The sequence below is a fragment of the Pseudorhizobium endolithicum genome, assembly GCF_902153245.2.
In the GTDB taxonomy this organism is placed as follows: Bacteria; Pseudomonadota; Alphaproteobacteria; order Rhizobiales; family Rhizobiaceae; genus Neorhizobium; species Neorhizobium endolithicum.
Genome location: NZ_CABFWF030000013.1, coordinates 239,470 through 256,760, shown reverse-complemented (window position 1 = coordinate 256,760; position 17,291 = coordinate 239,470). Strand labels below are relative to the sequence as shown.

Genomic DNA, 17,291 nt, shown 5'->3' with positions numbered 1-17,291 from the left:
GCGCGGACGGTAGCTGCGGTTTCCGACGCGCCCGCGGGACGCCTGCGGGTGCGGCAGCATTGTTGGGGAGTTGACGATGCAGGATGCCTATTCCCATGCGCTGGTTGCGGCCGGCGGCTTTTCCGACGACGAACGCGCCGCCGTCTACCGTGCCATCGAGACCCGCCGCGACGTCCGCGACCAGTTTCTGCCCGATCCCGTGCCCGAGCAGGTGCTGCAGCGCCTGCTAGCGGCGGCGCATGCCGCGCCGTCGGTCGGGTTCATGCAGCCCTGGAACTTCATCATTGTTCGGGACGATGGCGTGCGGGAGGCGGCATGGCAGGCGTTCTCCCGCGCCAATGAGGAGGCGGCGGCGATGTTTCCGGAAGAGAAGCAGGAAGCTTACCGCAACCTGAAGCTCGAGGGCATCCGCAAGGCGCCCGTCTCGATCTGCGTCACCTGCGATCCTGACCGGGCAGGACCAGTGGTGCTCGGGCGCACCCACAATCTGCGCACGGACGCCTATTCCACCGTCTGCGCCATCCAAAACCTCTGGCTTGCGGCGCGGGCGGAGGGCGTCGGCCTCGGCTGGGTGAGCATCTTCCGCGAGGAGGACATCCGCCTGCTGCTCGGCATTCCGGAGCGGGTCGAGATCGTCGCCTGGCTGTGCCTGGGCTATGTAGAGCAGCTCTATCGCGAGCCGGAACTGGCGGTCAAGGGCTGGCGGCAACGGCTGCCGCTGGAGGAACTGGTATATCGCGACCGCTGGGGCGACCGCTGACATCACTGCCGGGGCTGCGGGCCTGCTCCGGCGGGGTTGGCGAGGTCGATCGAGCTCTCGTCGGGGAGAAAGACGGGTCCGACGGTGCGCACCTTCCTCGACGGGTCGTAGGGCCGTTCCTCGGGCGGCGGAGGAGGCGCTGCGGCGGGCGCGGTGCCTGCCTTTGGCGAGAGCACCGTGATGCCGGAATAGGGCCGCTCCTGCGGCTCTTCCCGAGGAGGAGGAGAAGGCTCGAGTGCCGCGGGAAGCGGTTCGGCGGCGGTATCCGTGCGGCAGCCGTTCGCATCCAAGGCCGCCAGGATGGCATTGCGCTCGCCGTTCGGACGCAGGATCTGCCGCGCGGCCGACTGCTGTGCCGCAATGCTGTCGCGCACCTGTTCCAGTTCGCGCAGCGCCTGCGCCATCTCACCACAGATGTCGTCGCGCTGCCCGAAGGTGACGATGCTGCCTGCGCCACAGCGGGCCCGACGCATCTGCGTGCGCAGGTGGCGGATCTCGCCGTCATGGTAGCGGAGCGCTTCGGCATGCCGGCGCACTTCGGCGGTGCTGCCGATCACCTGCGGCAGCATCGCCAGCCGCCGCTCAAGGCTCCGGCAGATGTCCGAGGTCTGTGCGCTAGCCGCGAAGGGAACAACCAGGACGGCAGCTACCACGGTAAGGCGAAGGAACATGACCTCTCCTGTCGGTGCAATCTCTGCCGGCGATCATCGGCGCCGCCGGTTGAGATTATCATAACAGGAGAAGGATCAGCCCTGCGACGCTTCGACCACCGCCAGCGCCGCCATGTTGACGACGCCGCGCGAGGTGACCGAGGTGGAGAGGATATGGGCGGGCATGGCTGCGCCGAGCAGGATGGGGCCGACATGCAGCGCGTCCATCATGGACCGCACGATGCCGAGCGAGATGTTGGCGGCATCCAGGTTCGGGAAGACCAGGAGATTGGCTTCGCCGGTGAGGGTGCTGTCGGGCATGGCGCGCTTGCGCAAGGGTTCCGAGAGGGCGGAGCCGCCCTGCATTTCGCCGTCCACCTCGAGATCCGGTGCCTGCTCGCGAAGGAGCGCCAGGGCCTCGCGCATCTTCGCCGCACTCTCGGAATTGCGCGAACCGAAGTTGGAATGGCTGATCAGCGCCGCCTTCGGCGTGATGCCGAAGCGGCGGATTTCCTGGGCAGCGAGGATCGTCATCTCGGCGATTTCCGCAGCCGACGGATTGTAGGTGACGAAAGTATCGGTGAAGAAGATCGCACCGCGCTGGGAGATCAGCAGGCTCATGCCGGAGAAGGCGTGGACGCCGGCACGCTTGCCGATGATCTGGTTGACGTCGCGCAGATGCTTGTCGTAGCGGCCTTCAACGCCGCAGATGAGCGCATCCGCCTCGCCGCGGCGCACGGCAAGGGCGCCGATCACCGTTGTGTTGGTGCGGACGACGGTGCGGGCCGCTTCCGGGTTGACGCCGGCGCGCCCGACCAGCGCGAAATAGTCGTCGACATACTCCCGGTATCGCGGGTCGTCCTCGGGGTTCACGACCTCGAAGTCGACGTTCGGACGGATGCGGATGCCGAAGCGCTTCAGGCGCGTTTCGATGACGCCGGGACGGCCGATCAGGATCGGCCGCGCCGTCTTGTCCTCCAAGAGGACCTGGGCGGCGCGCAGCACGCGCTCATCCTCACCCTCGGCGAAGATGACGCGGTTCTTCTCCGCGCTTTTCGCGGCGCTGAAGATCGGCTTCATGATGAATCCGGAGCGCCACACGAAGCGGTTCAACTGGTCGAGATAGGCGTCGAAATCCTGGATGGGCCGGGCTGCCACGCCGGTTTCCGCGGCAGCCTTCGCCACCGCCGGCGCGATGCGCAGGATGAGACGTGGGTCGAAGGGCGAGGGGATGAGGTAGTCGGGGCCGAAGACGGGCGTTTCGCCGGTATAGGCGCGGGCCGCGACGTCGGAGACTTCCTCACGCGCCAGGGCGGCGATGGCCCGCACCGCCGCCATCTTCATCTCTTCGTTGATGGTGCGTGCGCCGCAGTCGAGGGCACCCCTGAAAATATAGGGGAAGCAGATGACGTTGTTGACCTGGTTCGGGAAATCGGACCGGCCGGTGCAGATCATCGCGTCGGGCCGTGCCTCGCGCGCGAGCTGCGGCATGATCTCCGGCGTCGGATTGGCGAGCGCCATGATGAGCGGCTTGTCGGCCATCTTCGCCAACAATTCGGGCTTCAGCACGCCGGCGGCGGAGAGACCGAGGAACACGTCGGCGCCTTCGATGCTCTCGTGCAGGCTGCGCTTCTCGCTGTCCTGGCAGTAGATCGCCTTCCACTGGTCCATCAGCGCTTCACGGCCGAGATAGACGAGACCCTCGATATCGTGGACCCAGATGTTCTCCTTGCGGGCGCCGAGCGAGACGAGAAGGTTGAGGCAGGCCAGAGCCGCGGCACCTGCACCGGAGGCGACGATCTTGACGTCGGCGAGGTTCTTTCCGGCCAGTTCCAGGCCGTTCAGGATGGCGGCGGCGACGATGATCGCGGTGCCGTGCTGGTCGTCGTGGAAAACCGGAATGTTCATCTTCTCGCGGAGCTGCCGCTCCACCTCGAAGCATTCCGGCGCCTTGATGTCCTCGAGGTTGATGCCGCCGAAGGTCGGCTCCAGCGCGGAAATGGTCGACACCATGGAGTCGATCTCGTTGGCGTCGATCTCGATGTCGAAGACGTCGATGCCGGCGAACTTCTTGAAGAGGACAGCCTTGCCTTCCATGACCGGCTTGGAGGCCAGCGGGCCGATATTGCCCAGGCCGAGAACGGCCGTGCCGTTGGAGATCACGGCGACGAGGTTGGAACGCGCAGTGTAGTCCGCAGCTGAATTCGGGTCGTCGCGGATGGCGAGGCAGGGCGCGGCGACACCGGGAGAATAGGCGAGGGCGAGGTCGCGCTGGTTGCCGAGCGGCTTGGTCGGGTGGATCTCCAGCTTGCCGGGGCGCGGATAGCGGTGGAAGAAAAGGGCCTGCTCGTCCAGATCGCCGGATTTTACCGTACCGTTGGGGTTCGCGTTGTCCTGCATGCCTCTGGCGCCTCCGGAATTCGTCTTTCGTTCAATGCTTGGTCCGGCCTTCCTTACAACAATAGCCGACGGGGAACAGCAGTAATTTCGGGAGCCCGTGGAGGAGGCTTCAATGGCCGCGCCGGCGTGTCATGCTCCTGAAACACGAGTCTGGTCTGGAGGCGGGAGCCAAGGATCGCAATGACAAGGACAGTAACCGCGATGGCGAACGCAAGGCATTTCCGCACGATCTTCCTTTCCGACGTCCACCTCGGCTCCAAGGCCGCCCGCACCGACCTCCTGCTCGACTTCCTCCGTTGCCATGAGGCGGACACGATCGTCCTGGTCGCATCGTCGACGGGTGGCGGCTGAAGCGGAGCTGGCACTGGCCGCAGGGCTGCAACGACGTCGTGCAGAAACTGCTGCGCAAGGCGCGCAAAGGCACCCGCATCGTCTATATTCCGGGGAACCATGACGAGTTCCTGCGCGCATTTCCCGGCACCCATTTCGGCGGCATCGAAGTAGCGGAGCGGATGATCCACGAGGCGGGCGACGGGAAGCGCTACCTCGTGCTGCATGGCGACGAGTTCGACGTGGTCGTCCGCAATGCCCGGCTTCTCGCCTATCTCGGCGACTGGGCCTATGACGCGGCCATCGCCATCAACATCGGCCTTTCGGCAGTCCGCCGCCGGCTGGGAATGCCCTACTGGTCCTTTTCCGCCTGGGCGAAGCTGCAAGTCAAGCAGGCGGTGAACTTCATCGGCGAGTTCCAGGGCGTGGTGGCCGACGAGGCGCGGCGCAACGATGTCGACGGCGTGATCTGCGGCCACATCCATCACGCTGTGATGGAGGAGATCGACGGCATCCGCTACATCAACACCGGAGACTGGGTCGAAAGCTGCACCGCGGTCGCCGAGCATCATGACGGCACGATGGAGATGATCCACTGGCATGGCCTCGTGTCCGTGCCGGCCTCGCCCCCTGTTCCGGCCGTGATCGTCAGCGACATGAGGGCTGCCTGAGCGGCATATTCCCCGGCGGCATTGCCTTTCTGCCACAGGAGGGGCGCCCGACCCATGCTAGGGTCGTCTTCCCGAACCTGATTCCCTGTTGCTCCCGTGATCACTGGCACGTCGCCCGAGCCGCCGCCTCGGCACTTCCACCTGCGTTGCGCACTCGCGTTTGCGGCTCCGATCGGCGTGAACGGGATCATTCTTCCCTATTTTCCCGTGTGGCTGAACTCGCTTGCCTTCAGCGAGTTCGAGATCGGCATCATTCTGGCAGTTCCCATGATCGTGCGGATCGTGTCGGCGCCGGTCGTCGGTGCCATCGCCGACCGGCTCCATGAACGGTCGAGGGTGCTGGTCTGGTCCGGCATCCTTTCATTCCTCACCGCGATCGCCCTGTTCGCCGTGACGGGCTTCTGGCCCGTCCTGATCGTCTACAGCCTGCAGGCGGCATTCTTCGCAGCCTATGTTCCGGTGGTCGATTCGATTGCCGTCAGCGGGGTGCGGCGCTGGGGCTTCCAGTACGGCTTGCTGCGGGTCTGGGGCTCGATCGGCTTCGTGGCGATGAGCCTGCTGATGGGCCGGTTGATCGGGCTCTGGGGCGGCGGCGTGCTGCCGGCGGTTGCCAGCGTCGCCTTCGCTCTCACGGTCGCTGCAGCCTTCGCGGCGCCACGCATCGGCCGCCTGCGAAAGCCCTCGCCGAGCCTCGGCCGCTGGAAACCGGGTGTGCTGGGGCGGCTCGACCTGCACATGCTGATGATCGGCGCATCGGTTGCCCAGGCGAGCCATGCGATGTTCTATGCCTTCGGTGCGATCCACTGGCAGGACATGGGATTCGGCGGGACGGAGATCGGCATCCTCTGGAGCACCGCCGTCGTCGTGGAGATCGTCGTCTTCTTCGCGTCCGCGCTCATCGCCCGCCACTTTTCCCCTTGGACGCTGATGCGGCTCGGCTGCGCCGTAGCGGTGGTTCGATGGACGCTGTTTCCGATGCCCCTCGGGTTCGCAGGCTACCTGCTCCTGCAGTCGATGCACGCCTTCACCTTCACCTTCCTGCATATCGGCGTGCAGCACAAGCTTGTGGAGGCCGTGCAGGAGGAGCAGGAAACGTCGATGCAGGGCACCTACTTCTTCTACAACGGCGCGTTCCTGGCGCTGGCGACATTCCTTTCCGGCGCCCTCTACCGCGCCTACGGCGCGGCGAGCTATCCGGCAATGGCGTTGACCGCCCTTGTCGGGCTGCTACTGCTCGTGCTGGCGGCGCGACTTCAGCCCCAGAGCTCGGAAGGCGGCGGAAAGAGCGTCGAACCTTCGTAACGCAAGGCCGGCTCCCGGTCGCGGGCGAGCAGCAGCGGCCCGTCGAGATCGGCATATTCGACATCCTGCGCCAGGAGCGCGGCCGGCGCCATTGCCAGCGAAGTGCCGACCATGCAGCCGACCATGACCTGGAAGCCGAGGCGCTTCGCCTCCGCCTTCATGCGCAGTGCTTCCGTCAGTCCACCGGTCTTGTCGAGCTTGATGTTGACGGCGTCGTAGCGGTTGCGGAGTGCGCCGAGATCGTCCGTGGCGTGAACGCTCTCGTCGGCGCAGACCGGCACGAGCCGATCGATGCGGGTCAGCATCCCGTCACGCCCCGCCGGCAGCGGCTGTTCGATAAGCGCAATGCCGACCTCGCGGGCGATCCGCAGATGGTCCTCGATGTTCTCCTCGGTCCAACCCTCGTTGGCATCGACGATGATGCGCGATCGCGGGGCGGCCGAAGTGACCGCCCTCATGCGTGACTCGTCGTCCGCCGTGCCGAGCTTCACCTTGAGGAGCGGCCGATGGGCGTTCTTCTCGGCTTCGGCGGCCATCGCGCCGGGCTCGCCGAGGGACAGGGTGAATGCCGTCGTGATCGGTTCCGGGGTGATGCCGAGCGTCCGGAAGACGGGGGTCGCCTCAAGCTTTGCTTCGAGGTCCCAAAGGGCGCAGTCGACGGCGTTGCGGGCGGCGCCGGGCTTCATCAGCGTCTGAAGCTCCTCCCTCCCAGCACCTCGTCGCGCGATCTCCCCTGCGGCCGAGCGTATGTCCGCCACAACCCCCGCGACCGTTTCGCCATATCGTTTGTAAGGGACGCATTCGCCCCGACCGAAGACGCCGTTTTCCTCGATCACGCAGGTCACGACTTCCGCTTCCGTCTTCGATCCGCGCGAAATGGTGAAGAGGCCGGCGATCGGGAAGGTTTCTATTGTTGCTTCGAGGTTACGGCGCATGCTTTTGAACGTCCCGCACATAGTATTTCCGGTGGAGGAGGTTATATTGCCGGTTGTCCTGCGCGATCAACACGCCGCCCGCAGTTCCCGCGCCGAAACCACGAAAGATGCCAGTGCCGTTACAATCGACTGAAACCCGGGTTGCCGAATTGGCTGCCGAAGCGATGCCCGGGGGCAACGGCGAGCGATTTGTTGCGCGTGGCGATTGGCGCAACCACAGCATCGCTCATGTGCTGCCGGCGCTCGACAAGCTTGAAAGGGCGCCGGGCAGGGGGCGCGTGGATGTCGACGTCTCCGAGGTGGAGGCGATCGATACCGCCGGAGCCTGGCTGATTCGCCGGCTGATCAGCTCGAAGCAGGCGCAGGGACGGGAGGTGTCGCTGTCGGGCGCCCATGGTGCGATCGACGAACTGATCGCAGTCCTGCCAGAGAAGGCGCCCGCTCCGTCGGCTCCCTCCGGTCCGGCAGAATCGCTCTTCCAGCGCATGTTTACGCCCGTCGGCAAGGTCGTCAGCGAGCTCGCCGGAGACATGGTGGCCGCCATGCACATCCTCGGATCGGCGGTCCGCGGCGCGCAGATGAAGCTCGGCCGGGGCGGAGGCATCTCGCCGGCATCTGTGGTGAACCAGATCGACCACATGGGCGTGCGCGCGGTTCCCATCATCGCGCTGATGTCCTTCCTGATCGGCGCCATCATCGCCCAGCAAGGGGCGTTCCAGCTGCGCTATTTCGGCGCCGAGATCTTCGTCGTTGACCTCGTCGGCATCCTCCAGTTGCGCGAGGTCGGTGTGCTCCTGACGGCGATCATGATCGCCGGCCGGTCGGGCAGCGCCATTACCGCCGAGATCGGCTCGATGAAGATGCGCGAGGAGATCGACGCGCTGACCGTCATCGGCCTCAACCCGGTCGGGGTGCTGGTCTTTCCGCGCCTCGTGGCACTGACCATCGTGCTGCCGCTGCTGACGATCATCGCGAACTTCGCGGCGCTCTACGGAGCGGCGGTCGTGGCGCTCACCTATTCCGGCATTACCTTCGACACCTTCCTGTCGCGCCTCCACGAGGCGATCGACCATACGTCCGTCGCCTCGGGGATGATCAAGGCGCCGTTCATGGCGCTGGCGATCGGGATCGTCGCCGCCGTCGAAGGGATGAAGGTCGGCGGGAGCGCCGAATCGCTCGGCCGGCACGTCACGGCATCGGTAGTGAAGTCCATCTTCGCCGTGATCGTCATGGATGCCTTTTTCGCGATCTTCTACTCTGCGATCGATTTCTAGGAGGCGGAGTGACGGACGCGAACGAAAGATCCATGGCGGCGAAGAAGAGGCAGGTGGTGCTGTCCGTGCGCGACGTGACGGTCGGCTTCGGCTCCAACATCGTGCTCGACCAGCTGAACCTCGACGTCTACCGCGGCGAGATCCTCGGCTTCGTCGGAGCTTCGGGGACGGGCAAGTCGGTGCTGATGCGTACAGTGCTGCGGCTTCTACCCCGCCGGTCGGGCAGTATCGAGATCCTGGGGACGGATTACGATACGGCCGACGAGGAACAGCGCATGGCGCTGGATACCCGTCTGGGCGTGCTTTTCCAGCATGGGGCGCTGTTCTCCTCGCTGACGGTCAAGGAGAACATCCAGCTGCCGATGCGCGAATACCTCGACCTGCCGCAATCGCTGATGGACGAACTTGCCTATCTGAAGATCGAGATGGTCGGGCTGGCGCCGGATGCGGCGGACAAGTATCCATCGGAACTCTCGGGCGGGATGATCAAGCGTGCCGCGCTGGCACGGGCGCTGGCGCTCGACCCGGACCTGGTCTTCCTGGACGAGCCGACGTCCGGCCTCGATCCGATCGGCGCGGCCGAATTCGACCTGCTGATCGCCCGGCTGCGGGATACGCTCGGGCTGACCGTCTATATGGTAACCCACGATCTCGACAGTCTTTTTTCGGTGTGCGACCGTATTGCCGTCCTGGGCGGGAAGCGGGTATTGGTGGAAGGGACGCTGGAAGACATGTTCGCATTCGACGATCCGTGGGTTCAGTCCTACTTCCGCGGCAAGCGCGCCCGTTCGGTCGTGAGGCCGGATCAGCCCGCCGCCCAGCCTGAAGAAGAAGTGAACTGACGCCATGGAAACCAAGGCCAATTACGCGATCGTCGGTTTTTTCACCCTGCTGGTGATCGCAGCCGCATTCGGCTTCGTCTACTGGATGGCGCAATCCGGCCGCGGCGGGCCCACGGCCGAACTGGCCATCCGTATTCCCGGCTCCGCGAACGGCCTGTCGGTGGGCTCGCCGGTGCGCTTCAACGGCATTCCCGTAGGCTCGGTCCGCAATCTCTCGATTGATCCGGATGACCCGCAATATTCGATCGCCTTCACCGAGGTCCGCGCGGACGCGCCGGTCTATCCGTCGACCCGCGCGGTTCTGGAAGTGCAGGGCCTGACGGGGGCCGCCTACATCGAACTTTCCGGCGGCAACAAGGGCGAGGAGAACATCCTGCAGAAGGCGATGGAAACCGAACGCCCAGCCGTGCTCATCGCCGACCAGTCGAGCGTCACAAACCTGCTGGCCACCGCGGACAAGATCCTCGACCGCGCCAACCAGGCGATCGGCGACATCCAGGGCTTCGTTGCCGACGCGCGCGGACCGCTCACCCAGACGATCCGCAATGCGGAGACGTTCACCGCCTCGCTCAGCAACAATTCCGGCGCGATCGACGAGTTCCTGAGCAGCATGTCGACCCTTTCCGGCACCTTCAACCGCGTGTCGGAGCGGCTGGATTCGACGCTGGAAGCGGCGGAAGAACTGGTCCGCGCGGTGGATGCCGAGAAGGTCAACCAGGTGGTTTCCAATGCGGAACGGACGACCCGCAACATCGCCGATGCCTCGGACAATCTCGACGAGATCGCGCAAAGCGTGCGCGATGCTGCGGCCGGTTTCGAGCGCGCGACGGTGGACGCCCAGTCGGTGCTGAGGCGCGCGGACGACCTGATGGCGGCAATCGACACGCAGAACATCGGCACGGCCGTCAACAACATCACCGCCGCCAGCGAGGATGCCCGCAGTGCGATCGCCTCGGCGCGCGGCGTCGTCGACGACGTCGCGGCACGGCGCGACGACATCGACCGGGCGATCGGCGATTTCACGGACCTCGCCCAGAAGCTCAACAACGCGTCGAACCGCGTCGACGGCATTCTCGCCAAGGTGGACAACCTGCTGACCAGCGACGATTCGGAATCCTTGTTCGCCGAGGCGCGCAGGACGCTGGAATCCTTCCGGACGGTGGCGGATAACATCAACGCCCGCGTCGGGCCGATTGCGGACAACCTGCAGCGCTTCTCGGCCACGGGCCTGAGGGACATCCAGACGCTCGTGGACGACACGCGGCGCACCGTGCGCAGCCTGAACGAGACGATCAGCAATTTCGACGAGAACCCGCAGCGGCTCATCTTCGGCGGGGAAACGGTGAAGCAGTACGACGGCAGGACGCGTCGATAGGAGCGGAGTTCGCATGACAGGTTTGAGCTCTTTCAGACGATCGCCATGGGCGGTGCTGTCCCTCGTGGTGATCCTCGCCAGCGGATGCGGCTCGAAGGCCAAGAACGACACCTTCGACCTGTCCATCACGCCGGCGGGCACGGGACCGGCGGTGCGGGGACGCCAGATCCTGGTGCCTGAGCCGACGGCGTTGAAACCGCTGGACAGCGACCAGGTGGTGGTCCGGGTGTCCGAGGCCGAGATCCAGTACCTTGCCAATTCGCAATGGGGCGACCGGCTGCCGCGCATGGTGCAGTCGAAACTGGTGGAGGCTTTCGAGAACAGCGGCAGGCTGGGCGGCGTCGGCAAGCCCGGCCAGGGGCTTGCCATCGACTACCAGGTCGTGACGGAGATCCGCACCTTCGAGGTGGATACCAGCGGTGCCGACGTGGCGAATGTCGAAATTTCGGTGAAGATTCTCAACGACCGGAACGGCACGGTGCGCGCCCAGCAGGTGTTCAGGGCGAGCGCTCCGGTCTCGGGTTCCGAGAACCGCGACTTCATCGCAGCCCTGGATCGCGCCTTCGCGCAGGTCGGTGCGGAAATCGTGGAATGGTCGCTGCGGGCCATGTGACAGGCTGCAGCATCACGAACGAAAATGGCCGCCTCGAGGGCGGCCATTTTCGTTCGGCTCCTGCCGGCTCAGCTGAAGCGTCCGGCCGCGTGGGCGAGCATGGTGTAGACCTTACCGGTGTCGGAGGTCAGGTAGCTCTGCGTCACGGTCTTGTCCGGGTCCGTGCGAGCCACATCCGCCAGCAGCTTCTCGAAATCGGCGATATAGCGGTCGACCGCGGTGCGGAACTCAGGCTCCCGGTCGTACTTGCGCTTGATCTCGTCGAAGGTCTGCTGACCCTTCAGCGTGTAGAGGCGGCGCGTGAAGACATCGCGCTCGCCCCGCTGGTAGCGGCGCCATAGCTCGACGGAGGCGTCGTGGTCGATGGCGCGGGCAATGTCGACCGACAGCGAGTTCAGCGATTCCACCATGTGGCGCGGGTTGCGGTTGTCGCCATTGCCGCGGGGCGCCGGCTGCTCCGCCGGCCGTGCGGCGGGCCGGGCAGGGGCTTCCTCACGCGAGGCGCCGCGGAGCAGATCGCTGATCCAGCCGCCTTCGTCCCGCCGCGGGGCGGGCTCGGAAGGCCGGGCAGTCGCCGCCCGATCCATGTTCAGGCTACCGCGCAATCCCGTGGACAGGGTGTCGCCACGGAACGGGACGCTGGCCTGCGACGGAAGCTGCGGTGCGGGCGCCTGGGGGCGCTGTGCGGACACGGGCGCCGGCGGTGCCGCCTGCTGTGCCGCCTGGGGTGCCGGACGAACGGGAGCCGGCTGCGAGACCTCAAGCGTCTGGGCGGAGCGCCCGACGAGTTGCGAGAGGTCCTGGAGCGCCTTAATCTGCTCGGAGACCGCCCGGCGCATGGCCGCGGCGCTTTCCTTGGCCTCTTCAGGCAGGTCGAAGGCGCCGCGTTTCAGTTCGGAACGGGTGCTGTCGAGTTCTTCACGGATCTGCTCGGCCGACCGGCGGATTTCGTCCGTCGCCCCGGCGAAGCGGCCGACGGCCTCCTCCACCGACTTGCGCAAGGTGTCGCGCAGGTGGGAGGCGGCACTGTCGGAGCGGTTGGCGGCGTCACCGAGCATGCGTTCGACGTCCGCAAGCGATGCCTCCACGCCGCCGCGAATGCGTTCGGACAGGCCACGGGCCCGCTCCTCGGCGCCGGCCATGGTCGTGTCGATTGCACGGTTCGCTTCTTCGCTGGCTCCAAGAAGCGCCGAGCGCATCGCCTCGGCCGTGAGATCCGCACGCTGCTGGGTTTCGCCAAGCGTGCGGCCGATCTCGGCGAACGCGCCCTGCAGGCTTTCCCGCAGATGCGCGGCGACCTGAGAGGAGCGACCCTCGGCGCGTTCGAACGCGCCTTCCACCAGGGTTGCGAGATTGCGCATCGTGGCTTCGATTTCTTCGGAGCGCTTGACGAGGCCGACCGAGAGGCCGCGCAGAGCCGTCTGACGCTCGTCGAGCGTGTTGGCCAGATTCGATTGGGCCGCCCCGAGAAGCTCGGATGCCTGAGCCAGCACCTTGGAGTGCTCGTCGAAGCGCCCGACGATACCACCGACCTGGTTGAGCGTTTCCCCAGAGATGTTGGCGAGACGATCGATGTTGTTCTCGAGCAGGCGGCTGGAGCCGGACACCATGTCGGCCGCATGGCCCGCCGATTCGGCAAACCGGGTGGCGGTGGCTTCCAGCTTCTCGTCGACGCTCGCCAGGCGGCCCGCGGCCGCATCGGCTGCGGAGGTGATGTCGACGGCGGCTTTCTGGATCAGGTCCGAAATGCCGCTGTTGCTCTCGGCGAGCCGGTCGATCAGGGCGTTGACGCTGCCCGACAGGCTGCGTTCGACAGCCAAGATGGCGCCCGCCGTGTTCTCCGCCCGCTGGCCGAGAGCCGAGAGGGCTTCGTTGGTCCGTGCGGCAATGGCATCCACGAGGGCATTGTTCTCGTTCCGGAGCCTGCTGCTGCTTTCGCCGGCGACGGCGACGAGGCGATCCGTGCTTTCCTGCGCTGCCAGGGCGATCTGTTCGGCGGCCGACCGGCTCGCTTCGGAATATTGGTCGACGACCGGCTTTGCCTGTTCCTCGATGAGACGAGAGAGCTCCGTGGTCCGGCTGGCCAGCATGGAGTTGAGGTCGCGCGTGCGGCTGTCGAGTGCCGAGCGGATGGCGTCGCCGCGGGCGGCCAGCGCCTTGTCGACCGCTTCCATGGCGGACTGTAGTTCCGTCGCCGTTTCCGACAGGGTGCCGCGGAGCGATCCGCCGCGCTGCTGAAGCGCCTGTTCCGCTTCGTTGAGAGCCTCGGAGATCGCCGCCACCTGTTTCTTGACGAGCGTGTCTGCTTCCGAAACCTTGTGGACGATCGCACTGCCGGCCTCGGAAAAGGCCTGGGCGACAGTCGCGGCCTGGCCGGCCAAGCGGGTCTGCGTTTCGGAGATGCGGTTGACGATCTCGCTCGAACGTTCTTCGATCGAGCGGGTGAACTCGGCGTTGCGGTTGGCCAGTTCCTCCGTGAATTCGGAGCCGGTGCGGGTCAGCAGTTCGGCGGAGCGCATCGCTTCGCTGTCCATGCCGGCGGCAGCCGCGCTTACCGCTTCGCGCAGCGTCGCGGCAAGGCCGGCAGCCTTGCCCTCGATGGTGCGGGTGACGTTGTCGAGGCCGACCGTCAGCGCCCTGTCCATGGTCGACAGGCGCTCATCGAGGCGGGTGGTGCCGCTTTCCATCGTGCCGGCGATGCGCTCGTGCGCCTCGGTACTGACACGTTCGAATTCCGTCGCGCGCTGCGCAAGCGTTTCGCCGATATCGCGGCCGGCGCCGTCGACGAGATCAGCGACGCTGCTGACGGTCTTCTCGATGCGTCCGGAAAGATCGTCGGCCGAGCGGCTGATCTCCCGGGCGGCATCGTGCAGCCTGCCGGCGATTTCGCCGGTCGTCGTCGTCAGCCTCTGCTCGAGATCGGAGCCGGCGGTGACGATCGCAGTCCGCAGGGCGTCCTGCTGGGTCTCCAGCGACATTTCCAGCATGCCGGCGCTTGTGGCGATCGTGGTCCCGATCGTCGTGACCTGGTCCGATATGAGATCGGCGATCTGCTCGTGTGCCTGGTCGAGGGCCGAAGAGATGGAGTTGCCGCGCTCCTCCAGCACCGCACGCAGGCGTTCGTAGCTCGAGCCAAGCGTCTCCTCGAACTGCTCGTTGGCAGACGCCACGGTATCCGTGAACTGCTGATGGCCGAGCCCGAGAGTGGCTGCAATCCGCTCCTGTCCGGAGGCAAGGGCGGTTTCGAGGCGCTCCGCTCCACCCGACAGGTTCTCCTCGAAACGGCGCGAACCTTCGCCGAAAATGCCGCCGACCCGTTCCGAGGCTTCGCTGATGGACTGCTCGATGCGGTTGCCAGCCTCGGATGCAGACCTGGCCAGTTCAGTCGCCTTCTCGTCCAGGATGCTTGACAGCCGGTCTCCGCCAACAGCGAAGGCGGTGCTGATTTCCATGGTCTTGTCGTCGAAGATTTCTCCAATACGGTCGCCGTTCGCGGCGATCGCCTGGGTGAAATCGGCGACCCGGCGATCAAGGCCTTCCCCGAGCCGCAGTTCGCCTTCCTCGATATGGCGGGCGATCAAGGCTGCGCGTTCATCCAGAATGCCGGATAGGCGCTCGGGCGTGTCGGCCAGATTGCTGAGGATGCCCGCGATCCGGTCTTCGCCCAGAGCAAAGGCCGTGCTGATCTCCATCGTCTTGTCGTCGAGGAGTTCCCCGATCCGGTCGCCATTGGCGGACAGTGCCTGCGCGAGGTCCGAGACGCGCCGATCCATGTCGTCGCCGAGGCGCTGGCCGCCTTCCTCGATATGTCGGGCGATGAGGGCCGCGCGTTCGTCCAGTACCGTCGACAGGCGTTCCGGCGTATCTGCGAGATTGCCCAGGATGTCGGAAATACGATCCTCGCCCAGCGCGAAGGCGGTGCTGATCTCCATCGTCTTGTCGTCGAGGAGCTCTCCGATCCGGTCACCGGTGGCGGCGAGCGTCTGGGCAAGACCGTCGACGCGCTGGTCCAGGCCCTCACCAAGGCGTTGTTCGCCCTCTTGCAGATGCCGGGCGATGGCGGCCGTGCGTTCGTCGAGGAGATTGGCGAGACGTTCCGGTGCGTCCGACACGGTGGCCGCGATACCGGCCGTGCCGGCCTCCAGCGTTTCGGACAGGCGCTGCTGGCCGCTTTCGAGCGCGTTGATGACTGCGTCCGAATGCTGCCCGAAGGTTTGCTCGAAACGATTCTGCGTCTCGCTCAGCGCGTCGATCAGGGCGGCGCTTCGCTCGTTCAGGGTACCGTCGATCGCTTCGCGTGTCGCGCCGAACGCGCTGTTGATTTCGCTGGTGCGGGCGGCAAGCGACTGGTTGAACTCGCGCGCCCGGCTATCGAGCATGGAGTCCAGCATTTCCTGGCCGGCGCCGAGCGCGGTTTCCAGGGCAAGCGACTGGTCGGTCAACGTGCTGCCAATGCGCGCTATGCTGCTGCTGAGGATGCCTTCGATGGATTCGGAGCCGCCGGCGACCGTCTCGTTGATCCGGGCGAGGCTGTCCATGAGCTTGCTGTCGAGACTGCCGGCCCGCTGGTCGAATGCCGTGGTGAACTGGCTGAGTCCCTGGTCGAAGGAGGTGCTGAGCTGGCCCACGGTCGCCTGCATGCGTTCCTCGAAGAGGCCGGTGCGCAGGTCGATGTCCATGACTGCGTCGTCGGCGGCGGACTGTAGGCTCTGCCGGAAGGATGCTCCCTTGTCATCAAGCGCGCGGTTGAGGGACGCGATGACGCTGTCGAGCGAGCCGGTGATCGAGCGCTCGCCCTCGGCCAGACCCTCGGTGATCTCGCGCGTGCGGGCGATCAGCGTCTCGTTGAGCTGCCTGGTGCGGTCGGCAAGGGCGGCGTTCAGCTTCTCGGTATTGGCGTCGAGGGTCGATGCACGGGTTTCGAAGTCGCCCAGCAATGCTTGGCCGCGTTCGGCCAGCGTCATCGAGAGGTGGTCGAGGCGGGCGTCGAACTCGCTGGCGAGCGCTATGCCGGAAGAGCTCAGGGTCTGGACCAGATCTTCTGCCTTGGCGGCGAGCAACGAGCCCAATGCTTCGCCGGCCGCGTTGGTCTTCTCGGTCAGGGCTGCTGCACGCGTGTCGATCAGCGAAGCGAAGGCCTCACCGGACGTCGCCAGACGGACGGAGATTTCCTCCGTCGCGAGCGACAGCTCCTCCTTCAGCTGTTCATGGGCGCCGACGATCGAGGAGCGGATCCTCTCGGCATGATTGACGATGGCGTCGCGTTCCGCACCCAGTTCGTGGACGAGACCGCGAACCCGCAGCTCATTGTCGGCGTAACTGCGCTCCAGCGCGTTGACCTCGGAATGTACGAGAGTTTCAAGTTCGGTGGCACGGGCGATCGTCCGCTCGATGCCTTCGTTCATGGCCGAAACTTCGCGGCGAACGGCCTGACCGACCGACATGATGCGTTCGGAGGCGATGGTTTCCGGTTCCGAGAGGCGTAGCGCGACCTCCGCCATCGAGCGGGCGGCGTTGCGCATGTCCTGCGCGCGCGCCATCATCGTTGCGAAGGCGAAGAAGAGCAGGATCGGAACGATCACGCCTATGAGGATCGCGACAAGGCCGGGGATCGCCGCAAGACCGGCGAGGGAGCCGGCCTGCCAGATCTGCGCGCCATACAAGAGCTGCGCCAGCCCAAGGCCGCCGACCGCCCAAAGCACGGAGACGATGGTCGCGTTGCGCAGGGAACTGCGCATCGTGCCGCCCTCGAGCGATTTCAGGAGGTTGATCGAGCTGCGCCGGCTGCCGTCGTTCGCCGGCTCGAATGCCGGCGCGCGCGCCGCGGGTTCGGCAGCCGCAGTACGGGGTGGTTCCGCCGGGTTTTGGGGACGGTTGGTAGCGGCACGTTGCTTGGTCTCAGACACTCTCGCCTCCGGAGCGGGGGAGGGCGCCGGCCGGCGTGCCTCCTGCTCGTCAATGAAGTCGATCTTCAAAGCGTCTTCCAGGGCCTGGAACGCCGTTTCATCGATCGACTCGCTGGTCGTCTTCTTCGCCATGCGGTTACGCCTCGCTACATACTCGCCCGGCCACCCCGTCTCCGCTCTGCCCGCCCGCAGAAGGAAAGATGAGATACTGCCTGCCGGAAACCCGCACCGTC

Annotated in this window: 10 protein-coding genes and 1 pseudogene; 7 read left to right on the top strand and 4 right to left on the bottom strand. The window is 65.9% G+C overall.

Annotated elements, in window-relative coordinates; genetic code table 11:
* Positions 1-76: 76 nt before the first annotated feature.
* Complete coding sequence (gene bluB / locus RTCK_RS14365) at positions 77-760, top strand: 5,6-dimethylbenzimidazole synthase (protein ID WP_142593302.1); 684 nt, start codon at positions 77-79, stop codon at positions 758-760.
* 2 nt (positions 761-762) lie between these two features.
* Here bluB and RTCK_RS14360 read toward each other — a convergent pair whose 3' ends face one another.
* Both RTCK_RS14360 and RTCK_RS14355 read right to left on the bottom strand, forming a co-directional pair.
* Positions 763-1,431, bottom strand: a complete 669-nt coding sequence (locus RTCK_RS14360) for a hypothetical protein (protein WP_142593301.1) — start codon at positions 1,429-1,431, stop codon at positions 763-765.
* 75 nt (positions 1,432-1,506) lie between these two features.
* Positions 1,507-3,810, bottom strand: a complete 2,304-nt coding sequence (locus RTCK_RS14355) for an NADP-dependent malic enzyme (protein WP_142520556.1) — start codon at positions 3,808-3,810, stop codon at positions 1,507-1,509.
* Between the two features lie 201 nt (positions 3,811-4,011).
* On the opposite strand from RTCK_RS14355, the pseudogene RTCK_RS14350 reads away from it, so the two are divergent.
* Positions 4,012-4,811: pseudogene (locus RTCK_RS14350) on the top strand (UDP-2,3-diacylglucosamine diphosphatase).
* A 96-nt stretch (positions 4,812-4,907) separates the two neighbouring features.
* The gene (locus tag RTCK_RS14345) at positions 4,908-6,113 is read left to right on the top strand and encodes an MFS transporter (protein WP_142593300.1); all 1,206 of its coding nucleotides are present in this window, start codon (positions 4,908-4,910) and stop codon (positions 6,111-6,113) included.
* Here the strand turns inward: RTCK_RS14345 and dgcA are convergent.
* Positions 6,065-7,048 (bottom strand): N-acetyl-D-Glu racemase DgcA, encoded by a 984-nt coding sequence (dgcA, locus tag RTCK_RS14340; RefSeq protein WP_142593299.1) that lies wholly within the window; start codon positions 7,046-7,048, stop codon positions 6,065-6,067. The two genes, RTCK_RS14345 and dgcA, sit on opposite strands and share 49 nt — an antisense overlap.
* Positions 7,049-7,155: 107 nt before the next feature.
* Between dgcA and RTCK_RS14335 the strand changes: the two genes are divergently transcribed.
* Genes RTCK_RS14335 through RTCK_RS14320 form a run of 4 tightly spaced genes read left to right on the top strand, consistent with a single transcriptional unit; the run spans position 7,156 to position 11,152 of the window.
* Positions 7,156-8,322 (top strand): ABC transporter permease, encoded by a 1,167-nt coding sequence (locus tag RTCK_RS14335; protein ID WP_408004550.1) that lies wholly within the window; start codon positions 7,156-7,158, stop codon positions 8,320-8,322.
* Between the two features lie 32 nt (positions 8,323-8,354).
* Positions 8,355-9,164, top strand: coding sequence for an ABC transporter ATP-binding protein (locus RTCK_RS14330; RefSeq protein ID WP_142593429.1), 810 nt, complete (start codon positions 8,355-8,357; stop codon positions 9,162-9,164).
* 4 nt (positions 9,165-9,168) lie between these two features.
* The gene (locus RTCK_RS14325) at positions 9,169-10,539 is read left to right on the top strand and encodes an MlaD family protein (protein WP_142593298.1); all 1,371 of its coding nucleotides are present in this window, start codon (positions 9,169-9,171) and stop codon (positions 10,537-10,539) included.
* Positions 10,540-10,552: 13 nt separating this feature from the next.
* Positions 10,553-11,152 (top strand): ABC-type transport auxiliary lipoprotein family protein, encoded by a 600-nt coding sequence (locus RTCK_RS14320; protein ID WP_142593297.1) that lies wholly within the window; start codon positions 10,553-10,555, stop codon positions 11,150-11,152.
* 68 nt (positions 11,153-11,220) lie between these two features.
* Here the strand turns inward: RTCK_RS14320 and RTCK_RS14315 are convergent, their stop codons facing one another.
* Complete coding sequence (locus RTCK_RS14315; protein ID WP_142593296.1) at positions 11,221-17,190, bottom strand: apolipoprotein A-IV repeat region-like domain-containing protein; 5,970 nt, start codon at positions 17,188-17,190, stop codon at positions 11,221-11,223.
* Positions 17,191-17,291: the final 101 nt, after the last annotated feature.